General features: G+C 32.9%; 9 protein-coding genes. 8 read left to right on the top strand and 1 reads right to left on the bottom strand.

From position 1 onward, the window contains the following. On the bottom strand, positions 1-1,222 hold a 1,222-nt coding region (pepT, locus tag VKY47_RS03445), incomplete at its 3' end, for a peptidase T (protein ID WP_324310377.1). 125 nt (positions 1,223-1,347) lie between these two features. On the opposite strand from pepT, the gene VKY47_RS03440 reads away from it, so the two are divergent. From VKY47_RS03440 to VKY47_RS03405, 8 genes are all read left to right on the top strand, one after another. Next, entirely contained in the window at positions 1,348-2,373 is a 1,026-nt protein-coding gene (locus VKY47_RS03440; protein ID WP_324310376.1) for a quinone-dependent dihydroorotate dehydrogenase, read from the top strand. A 19-nt stretch (positions 2,374-2,392) separates the two neighbouring features. Next, positions 2,393-3,007, top strand: a complete 615-nt coding sequence (locus VKY47_RS03435) for a LysE family translocator (protein WP_324310374.1) — start codon at positions 2,393-2,395, stop codon at positions 3,005-3,007. Positions 3,008-3,152: 145 nt separating this feature from the next. Further along, positions 3,153-3,860, top strand: coding sequence for a hypothetical protein (locus tag VKY47_RS03430; RefSeq protein WP_324310372.1), 708 nt, complete (start codon positions 3,153-3,155; stop codon positions 3,858-3,860). A 169-nt stretch (positions 3,861-4,029) separates the two neighbouring features. After that, positions 4,030-4,890, top strand: coding sequence for a hydroxymethylglutaryl-CoA lyase (locus VKY47_RS03425; protein WP_324310370.1), 861 nt, complete (start codon positions 4,030-4,032; stop codon positions 4,888-4,890). A 152-nt stretch (positions 4,891-5,042) separates the two neighbouring features. After that, positions 5,043-6,248, top strand: coding sequence for a DUF4856 domain-containing protein (locus VKY47_RS03420; protein ID WP_324310369.1), 1,206 nt, complete (start codon positions 5,043-5,045; stop codon positions 6,246-6,248). A gap of 100 nt (positions 6,249-6,348) precedes the next feature. Next, the gene (locus tag VKY47_RS03415) at positions 6,349-7,470 is read left to right on the top strand and encodes an imelysin family protein (protein ID WP_324310367.1); all 1,122 of its coding nucleotides are present in this window, start codon (positions 6,349-6,351) and stop codon (positions 7,468-7,470) included. A 67-nt stretch (positions 7,471-7,537) separates the two neighbouring features. Next, positions 7,538-8,902, top strand: a complete 1,365-nt coding sequence (locus VKY47_RS03410; RefSeq protein ID WP_324310365.1) for an HTTM domain-containing protein — start codon at positions 7,538-7,540, stop codon at positions 8,900-8,902. After that, the coding region (locus tag VKY47_RS03405; RefSeq protein ID WP_324310363.1) for a carboxypeptidase-like regulatory domain-containing protein at positions 8,883-9,840 on the top strand (958 nt) is incomplete at its 3' end. The genes VKY47_RS03410 and VKY47_RS03405, both read left to right, overlap by 20 nt.

Raw genomic sequence — 9,840 nt, 5'->3', positions numbered from 1 at the left:
TTAACTCAGCAATTTTACAAATAACTTCAGTTGCTTTTATAATGCTTTCAACAGGAACATACTCATAACGTCCATGGAAATTATGACCTCCAGCAAAAATATTCGGACAAGGCAAACCCATGTAGCTTAGTTGAGAACCGTCTGTTCCGCCACGAATGGCTTTAATTAATGGTTTTATACCTACTTGTTTCATAGCTTCTTCAGCAATATCAACAATATGCATAACAGGTTCTACTTTTTCTTTCATATTATAATACTGATCCTTTATCTCAATAGTTATAACCTCTCTTCCATATTGTTCGTTAAGGTCGTTAGTTAACTTAAGCATCATTTCTTTTCTGGCTTCAAAATGTTGCATATCGTGATCTCTAATAATATACTCCAAAACTGTTTCTTCAACTTCACCTTCTATAGAATATAAATGGAAAAAACCTTCATATCCTTCCGTATGTTCAGGAGTTTCCAATCTTGGTAAGGAATTAATAAACTCGGTAGCAATGTACATGGAGTTGATTAATTTTCCTTTGGCATAACCTGGATGAACAATTTTTCCTTTTACTTTTACAACGGCTCCAGCTGCATTGAAATTTTCGTATTCTAATTCGCCAACTTGGCTGCCATCCATGGTATAAGCCCAATCTGCACCAAATTTTTCAACATCAAATTTATGAGCGCCACGACCAATTTCTTCATCTGGAGTAAAGCCAATTCTAATTTTTCCGTGTTTAATCTCTGGATGATTAATTAAATATTCCATAGCCGAAACTATTTCGGTAATTCCTGCTTTATCATCGGCACCTAATAGAGTGGTTCCATCTGTAGTAATTAAAGTTTGTCCTTTATATAATAACAAGTCTTCAAAATAATCTGGAGATAGGATAATATCTTGTTCAGCATTTAAAATAATGTCTTTGCCATCGTAATTTTCAACAATCTGTGGTTTTACGTTAGCTCCAGTAAAATCTGGAGACGTGTCGAAATGAGATACAAAACCAATGGTTGGAACGTCGTGGTCCACATTACTAGGCAAGGTTGCCATAATGTATGCGTTCTCATCTATAGTAACGTCTTGCATTCCAATGGATTTAAGCTCTTCAACCAATTTATTGGCTAAATTCCATTGTTTTTCTGTGCTTGGAGTGGTATCGCTCTTTGGATCGGATTCCGTATCTATAATTACGTAGCTTATAAAACGGTCTATAATATGTTGTTTTTCTATCATTTTAATATGTTTTTATTAAAGAAAATGTCTGTTTTTAGAATTTTCAAAAATACCAATAATTTATAAAACTAATGATAGCATTTTTAATCAAATGAATAGTATTTTTGTCCCACAACGCAACTACTATGTATAAGTTATTGATTAGACCTGTTTTTTTTCTATTCGATCCGGAAAAAATTCATCATTTCACATTTTCCTTACTTCGTTTTGTAAGTAAAATCCCTTTGATTCCAAGTTTTTTAAAACGTTTGTATTTAGTTGAAGACAAGCGCTTAGAAAGGAACTTATTTGGATTAACTTTTAAAAACCCTGTAGGTTTGGCTGCAGGTTTCGATAAGGATGCTAAACTTTACAACGAATTGGGAAATCTTGGTTTTGGTTTTATTGAAATTGGAACTTTAACACCAAAACCTCAAGAAGGAAACCCGAAAAAACGCTTGTTCAGATTAAAATCTGATGCTGCTATAATTAACAGAATGGGGTTTAATAATGGAGGCGTGGAAGAAGCTGTTTTGAGATTGAAAAAGAACAAAAGTGTTTTAATAGGTGGAAATATTGGCAAAAATAAAATAACACCAAACGAAGAAGCTGTAACAGATTACCTTATTAGTTTTAACGCCTTGGTTGATTATGTCGATTATTTTGTAGTGAATGTTAGTTCGCCAAACACGCCAAATCTTCGTGAACTTCAAGATAAAGAACCTCTTACAAAATTGTTGCAAGTATTAAAAGACGAAAACTCCAAAAAGACCAAACAGAAGCCTATTTTATTAAAAATAGCACCGGACTTAACAAATAGTCAACTCTTGGATATTATCGATATCGTTAAAGATACTAAAATTGAAGGTGTTATAGCTACAAATACAACCATTTCCCGTGAAGGTTTAACAAGCGAAAACAAAGCAGAAACTGGTGGATTAAGTGGAAAACCCTTAACAAATCGTTCTACGGAAGTCATTAGGTTTTTAGCAGAAAAAAGCAATAAGGCCTTTCCTATTATTGGAGTAGGAGGAATTCATTCAGCTCAAGATGCTTTAGAGAAATTGGATGCTGGTGCAGATTTAATTCAGCTGTATACAGGTTTTATTTACGAAGGTCCAAAACTGATAAAAAACATCAACAAAGCCATTTTAAAAAGGAGCCAAGCATAGCAATTAGTACTAAGTAATAATGATAGAAACACTTATCTCTTTTTCTGTAGCAACGCTTGCACTCGCCATTTCGCCTGGGCCGGACAATATTTACGTACTAACCCAATCTTTGGTTAACGGTACCAAAAGTGGAATTGCTACTACTGCAGGTTTAATTAGTGGCTGCATTGTCCATACAACACTTTTGGCATTTGGAATTTCTGCAATTATTACCGCTTCAGATAAAATATTTTATGGGATAAAAGTTTTAGGAGCATGCTATTTACTTTACTTGGCATATAAAGTTTATAATAGCGACGAACATATCTCATTGGCAGAAAATGCACCAAAGAAATCTTATTTTCAGCTTTTTAAAACAGGAGTGATCATGAATTTGGTAAATCCGAAAGTAATGATTTTCTTTTTAGCGTTTTTCCCGGGTTTTCTTTGGGACAAAGAAGGAAATACCATTGTTCAATTTTATGTTTTAGGCATCACTTTCATGCTTGTTTCATTTCTCACCTTTAGTAGTATTGCATTATTGGCAGGACGTATTTCCGAATTCATTTTACATAAAAAAGGCATGGGTCTTTTTTTAAAATGGCTCCAGATATTGGTTTTTGTAGGAATTGCACTTTATATAATTATTGCTTAAAAACAGCGCTTGTTTAGGCTTAAACTTCTTAAAATCAAAGCACACTTATTTTGTAAATAGATTATTTACGCTTTTTTGAAGTTGCAAATGATATTAATAAATGTAATTTAGCAGTTAACCACAGTGATATTTTATTATGAAAAAAATGATATTTCTAACAGGAATAGCCTTTGTGCTTTTCTCCTGTAATTCTGGAAACAAAGAATCTTCAGAATCTAATTCAGATAGTAAGTCTGAAAAAGTAAGTAATAAGGTAAACAGTAAATCTTACGATTGTCTGAAAAAATTCCAAGACGATTACAAATCGGCTCTTTCCAAAGAGGAAATGGCCTCTGTTTATCCAATAGATTTTGATAAAGCAAAAGAGGAATTACAAACAGGTAATTATGGCGAGCATCTTTATAGATGGCCTAGTGATCGCGTTGATCTTAATTTAGAAATATCGGGAATGAAAATGAAAATTCCAGATCAAAATATCATGGGGATTAAAATGCTCTCATTTTATTCGGATAAAACTGAAATGGAATCTGCTATCGATAATTTTAATATGGCCTATAAAGAATTATCTGAGGCAGAATTGGAAAAAATTCAAGCGAATCTGGAAAAGCAGAATGACGAGGTAAAAGAAACAGGAAAAGATTTTATGAAAGTTCGTGCCAAAAGAAGCTGGGATTTTGTAGATGGTCTAGGAAGCAGTGCCTGGTATAAATGGAATGAAAACTATGGTGGAGAACTAGCTGTTCTTGCTGGAAAGGCCAAGTTTTATATAATTATAAAAATAAGTAGTGATCCAGATGAGAATCGGGTTCTGGCAAAAAAACTTGCAGAAAAAGTTTTAGAAAAATGCAAGTAATCGAGAAGCGGACTTTTATGATCAGATTCATAAAAGTCCGCTTTTTTTTATGAGGCGTAAACACTGTCGAATAGTCTACCTTAGAAAATAGTTGATTAAAATCCATTTCTTAGATATTTTTGTATAAAGGAAATATTTCTTCTTCAAATGAATTCATATCTTTGATCCAATGCAACACGTAAAAATTATAGAATGTCCTCGAGATGCCATGCAAGGCATTAAAGACTTTATACCTACCGAAAAAAAAGTGCAATACATTCAGTCTTTGCTGCGTGTTGGATTTGATACTATCGATTTCGGGAGTTTTGTATCGCCAAAAGCCATTCCTCAAATGGTGGATACGGCTCAGGTATTGGACCAATTGGATTTAAGTAAAACCGAAAGTAAATTGTTAGCCATTATCGCCAATACACGTGGTGCTGAAGAAGCTTCAATTCACAAACCTATAAATTATTTGGGCTATCCGTTTTCCATTTCCGAAAATTTCCAAATGCGAAATACCCATAAAACCATAGCACAATCTGTTATTACCTTAAATGAAATTCTTGAGATAGCCGATAAAACAAATAAGGAAGTCGTGGTGTACATTTCTATGGGCTTTGGAAATCCATATGGAGATCCTTGGGGTGTCGATATAGTAGGTGAGTGGACTGAAAGACTGTCTAATATGGGCGTAAAAATTCTTTCGCTTAGCGATACCATAGGAAGCTCGAATCCTGAAAATATAAATTATCTATTTTCAAATTTAATCCCTAATTATCCAGGCATTGAGTTTGGGGCACATTTGCATACTACACCAACTACTTGGTTTGAAAAAGTGGATGCAGCCTATAGAGCCGGATGTAAGCGTTTTGATGGCGCCATTCAAGGTTTTGGTGGTTGTCCAATGGCAAAAGATGAGTTAACAGGAAATATGCCTACCGAAAAACTACTTTCTTATTTCACCCAAAAAAAGGTTTCAAACCTAAATGCTTTAAGTTTTGAGAGTGCTTATAACGAAGCAACCAAAATATTTACAGCTTACCACTAATTTTTTTTTCATCTTATTAGTCCTGTATTCAATACTTTAAAAGATTTCTCATTTTCTTATTTTAAATTAATCTAAATAAGTTTTGGAGTTTTAAAATCCTGTCTTATTTTTGCACTCGAAACAACTATTAATTTATATTAATTCTAAATAAAATGAAAAAAGTATTATTAGGAGTAGCCATAGCTACAACAATTTTAACATCATGTTCTAGTGATGATGATAACAACAACGAAATTGATAATGGCGTAACAGCTCCAACAACTTATTCCTTTGAAAGAAATGGGGAATCCTCAGTAAGTTTTGATGGTCAAACAAACAGAATTTTAATGGCTGGTGAATTAACTTCGGCATTAAAAGACAATACACAAACAGAAGCCTCATTATATGCAATGTTTACGCATGTTGAAGGTGGTATCGACTTTTCAGATGCTAATTTAAACGCTTCAGGAGTAAATGTTCGAAGTAAAGTAGCAGCTTCCAAAGATTATTTTTCGGCTAATGTAACCGTTGCAAATTTAATTAAAGCAGATTTCGATTCATGGATTGCTGAACAAGCAAATACTGTATTTCCTAATTGGAATACTATTGCAACAGCAGGTCAAGCTGGTCAGTTACAGCAAGCAACAGGAGGAACTAATCGTTATTTAAATGCGAAAGGTTTAGAACTTAACCAAGCGGTTTCAAAAGGATTTATTGGTGGATTGATGACAGATCAAATGTTGAATAATTATTTAAGCACTTCAGTTTTAGATGAAGGTTCAAATATTGCAAATAACAATAATGGTATTGTTGAAGAAGGAAAATCTTATACGTCTATGGAACATAAATGGGACGAAGCTTATGGCTATCTTTATGGAGCGGAAGCAAACCCAAGTGTTCCAGTTTTAGGAGCTGATAGTTTTTTAAATACGTATTTAAATCAAGTAGATTCTGACTCTGATTTTACTGGTATCGCCATGAATGTTTATAATGCCTTTAAATTAGGTCGTGCTGCGATTGTTGCCAAAAATTATGAAGTTCGTGATGCTCAAGCACAAATAATAAGAGAAAATATTTCAAAAGTAAGTGCAGTTCGTGCAGTTCATTATTTACAAGTTGGAAAAAATAAAATAGCAGAAGGTGATATGGCATCAGCATTTCATCAACTATCCGAAGGTTTTGGTTTTGTTTACAGCTTACAGTTTACTAGAAAACCAAATACAAATGTACCTTATTTTACTCATGATGAAGTTGAAGGATATGTTGCTGAATTAATGGCAGGAAATGGATTTTGGGATGTTACAGATAACACATTAGATACAATTTCTGAAGAAATAGCAGCTCGTTTTAATTTTACAGTAGCGCAAGCCACTAATTAATCAGTGACTTAAAACAGATTTGTTAAACTTATAAAACAGAAGTATGATAGAAAAATCATCTTCTGTTTTTGTAACTTTGCAGATTTAAAAATTATATGAGATGATTAAAAAGATATTTTTGTTTTTAGCGGTAGTAGTAACTATCGTAGCTTGTAGTTCCTCTGACGAATCAGGTTCGGGAGGCAGTTCCCCAGATAATTTTGATAGACAATCCATGCTTGTTAATTGGGCTGATAATATTATTATTCCAGCTTTTGAAGATTTACAATTAGCTTTAAACAATTTGGTAGAAAATAAAAACAGCTTTGTCCAAACACCAAATCAATCAAATCTGGATGCCTTGAGAACATCTTGGTTAGATGCTTATAAAACATGGCAATATGTCGAAATGTTTAATATAGGTCAGGCAGAAACGATAAACTATTACTCACAGATGAATATTTATCCTACATCTGTACTTGAGATTGAAGCAAATATATCTTCTGGATCTTACGATTTAACACATGTAAACAATCAAGATGCTGTAGGATTTCCTGCTTTAGATTATATGTTATACGGAGTAGCAGCTTCTGATTTAGAAATTATAAATACTTACGGAACGAATCCGAATTCTGAAAAATATAAAAACTACCTATCAGATTTGGTTGATCAAATGAATAACTTAACTCAATCTGTTTTAAATAATTGGACTTCGGTTTATAGAATTCAATTTATAAGTAGTACGGCAAATACTGCTACAAGCTCAACAAATAAATTGACCAACGACTACATTTTTTTCTATGAAAAAGGTTTGCGTGCTAATAAAATTGGAATTCCTGCAGGTGTTTTTTCCGTAAATCCACTTCCAGAAAAGGTTGAGGCTTACTATAGAGCCGATGTTTCCAAAGAATTAACTTTAGAAGCACTTAAGGCTGTTCAAGATTTTTTTAATGGGAAAGCTTATAATAGTTCTTCTACAAACAATAGTTTTAAACAATACCTTCAGTATTTAAATACGGTTAAAAATGGCGAAGATCTAGATGTTTTAATAAACAGTCAATTCAATTTGGCTAGAACTAAAATACAGGCTTTAAATGCTAATTTAACAGAACAAATTAACACAGATAACTCAAAAATGACAGATGCCTATAACGAGTTACAGAAAGCAGTTGTTTTATTAAAGGTTGATATGGTTCAAGCTATGAACATTAGCGTTGATTATGCTGATGCTGATGGCGATTAATGCAAAATAAATAAAACAAATAAAGATTCTTTAGTGATATATATCTCCAAAGAATCTTTTTTTTATCATGAAATCTAGGTTTAAAACATATTTATCACAACAAACAAATGTAGCGCCTTTAGCTGTGTTTCGTATGCTCTTTGGTACCATGATGCTGTTTAGTATCATCAGGTTTTTGGCAAATGGTTGGATTGAAACCTTGTACATAAAACCAAAATTTCACTTTTCATATCATGGTTTTGAGTGGATAAAACCTTTAGGAGAATATACATACATCATCTTCTTTATTTGTGGATTAGCAGCTGTTTTTATTGCCTTAGGTTTTAAATATAGACTGGCAATTATCATGTTTTTCTTGAGTTTCACTTATATAGAATTCATGGATAAAACCACGTATTTAAATCATTATTACTTTATTAGTGTTTTAAGTTTTTTAATGATTTTTTTACCTGCAAACGCCTCTTTTTCTTTAGATGCTTATTTTAAAAAAGTAAGTTATAAACAAGTGCCAAGATGGACCATAGATAGCATTAAACTGCTTTTAGGAATGGTTTATTTTTATGCAGGTTTAGCGAAAATTAATAGCGATTGGCTATTTAAAGCCATGCCATTAAAAATCTGGTTACCATCAAAATACGACTTGCCATTTATAGGCGAAAACCTCATGCAACAAGAGTGGTTTCATTATGCGATGAGCTGGTCTGGAATGTTTTATGATTTAGCCATTCCGTTTTTACTTCTCTATAAACCAACGCGTTGGTTTGCTTTTGCTTTAGTCGTCTTTTTCCATGTATTTACTCGTGTTTTATTTCCAATTGGTATGTTTCCGTTTATCATGATAGTTTCTACATTAATTTTCTTCGATGCAGATTTTCACAATAAAATAATACAAGCCATAAAACGCCTGTTAAAACCAATAATTAAAGAAACACAACAGGTTGTTAAACCTTATTATGTTCAAACAAAACAAAAAGTTGTAATAACCATTTTACTTGTATTTTTTGCAGTACAAATAGCATTTCCATTTAGATATATGCTGTATCCAGGCGAATTATTCTGGACCGAAGAAGGATTTCGGTTTTCATGGCGCGTGATGCTCATGGAAAAAATGGGTTATACCACATTTACCATTAAAAATGCGGAAACAGGAACTGCTTTTGTAATAGATAATACGGATTTCTTAACCTCTTTTCAGGAAAAGCAAATGAGCTTTCAACCTGACTTTATTTTAGAATATGCACATTTTTTAGGAGACCATTTTACGGCACAAGGTCATGAAAATGTTCAGGTTTTTGCTGAAAGTTATGTGGCATTAAACGGACGCTTAAGTCAGCCATTTATAGATAGCTCTATAGATTTGTACCAAGAAAAGGAATCATTTAACCATAAAACATGGGTTTTACCATTTAACGATGAAATTAAAGGATTATAAATTAGTTATAGCGTTGCTTATAAGCATCTCAGGATATTCTCAACATAAAATTTCAGGAGTAGTAACTTTTGCTGAAACCTTACAATCCTTGTCTAATGTTGAAGTTTTCGATAGAGATTCTGGATTAAAGGCGACAACTAATGCCAATGGTTATTATGAGTTTGAAACAGAAAAATCACAAATAAATTTAACATTCTTTTCTTATGAATTCGAGGTTTACGAAATCTCTGTAACTGTTAATCAGGATATAGAAGTAAACGCTGTTTTAAAAAGTTTAAATGTGTCACTTTCTGAAGTTGAAATTACGGCCAGAAAAGAAAAAGTATTCGAATTATCCAGAATGCAAGATGTAGACGAAACAGCTATTTACGCAGGAAAAAAAACAGAGGTGGTTTTAGTAGAACAGTCCATGGCAAATTTAGCCTCTAATAATGCTCGGCAAATATTTAATCAAGTAGCTGGATTAAATATTTATCAAAATGATGATGCCGGATTACAACTTAATATTGGAGGACGAGGTTTAGATCCAAACAGAACTTCCAACTTTAATACCAGACAAAACGGATACGATATAAGTGCAGACGTTCTAGGTTACCCAGAAAGTTATTATACCCCTGCTTCAGAAGGACTTTCAGAAATTCAAGTAGTTCGTGGCGCAGCTTCCCTTCAATATGGAACCCAATTTGGAGGCTTGATTAATTTTAAAATGAAAGAACCAAATCCCAATAAACCTTTCGAATTAATTACTAGAAATACCATAGGGAGTTTTGGATTGTACACCAATTTCACCAGTATTAGTGGAACAAATAATAAGTGGAGTTATTACACGTATTTTAATTATAAAAAAGGGAATGGGTTTAGACCAAATTCGGAATTTGAATCCAAGAATGTGTTTGCTCATCTAGGCTATCAATTTTCCGAAAAAACATCTTTAACTG

This window comes from Xanthomarina sp. (assembly GCF_035306705.1).
In the GTDB taxonomy this organism is placed as follows: Bacteria; Bacteroidota; Bacteroidia; order Flavobacteriales; family Flavobacteriaceae; genus Xanthomarina.
Note: the sequence above shows the minus strand (reverse complement) of the source record. Positions and strands in the feature narration are given on the sequence as shown.

Bases quoted from the DNA above. Each gene is read 5' to 3' on its own strand.
- VKY47_RS03440 (WP_324310376.1), top strand. From the start codon at position 1,348: ATGTATAAGTTATTGATTAGACCTGTTTTTTTTCTATTCGATCCGGAA.
- VKY47_RS03435 (WP_324310374.1), top strand. From the start codon at position 2,393: ATGATAGAAACACTTATCTCTTTTTCTGTAGCAACGCTTGCACTCGCC.
- VKY47_RS03430 (WP_324310372.1), top strand. From the start codon at position 3,153: ATGATATTTCTAACAGGAATAGCCTTTGTGCTTTTCTCCTGTAATTCT.
- VKY47_RS03425 (WP_324310370.1), top strand. From the start codon at position 4,030: ATGCAACACGTAAAAATTATAGAATGTCCTCGAGATGCCATGCAAGGC.
- VKY47_RS03420 (WP_324310369.1), top strand. From the start codon at position 5,043: ATGAAAAAAGTATTATTAGGAGTAGCCATAGCTACAACAATTTTAACA.
- VKY47_RS03415 (WP_324310367.1), top strand. From the start codon at position 6,349: ATGATTAAAAAGATATTTTTGTTTTTAGCGGTAGTAGTAACTATCGTA.
- VKY47_RS03410 (WP_324310365.1), top strand. From the start codon at position 7,538: ATGAAATCTAGGTTTAAAACATATTTATCACAACAAACAAATGTAGCG.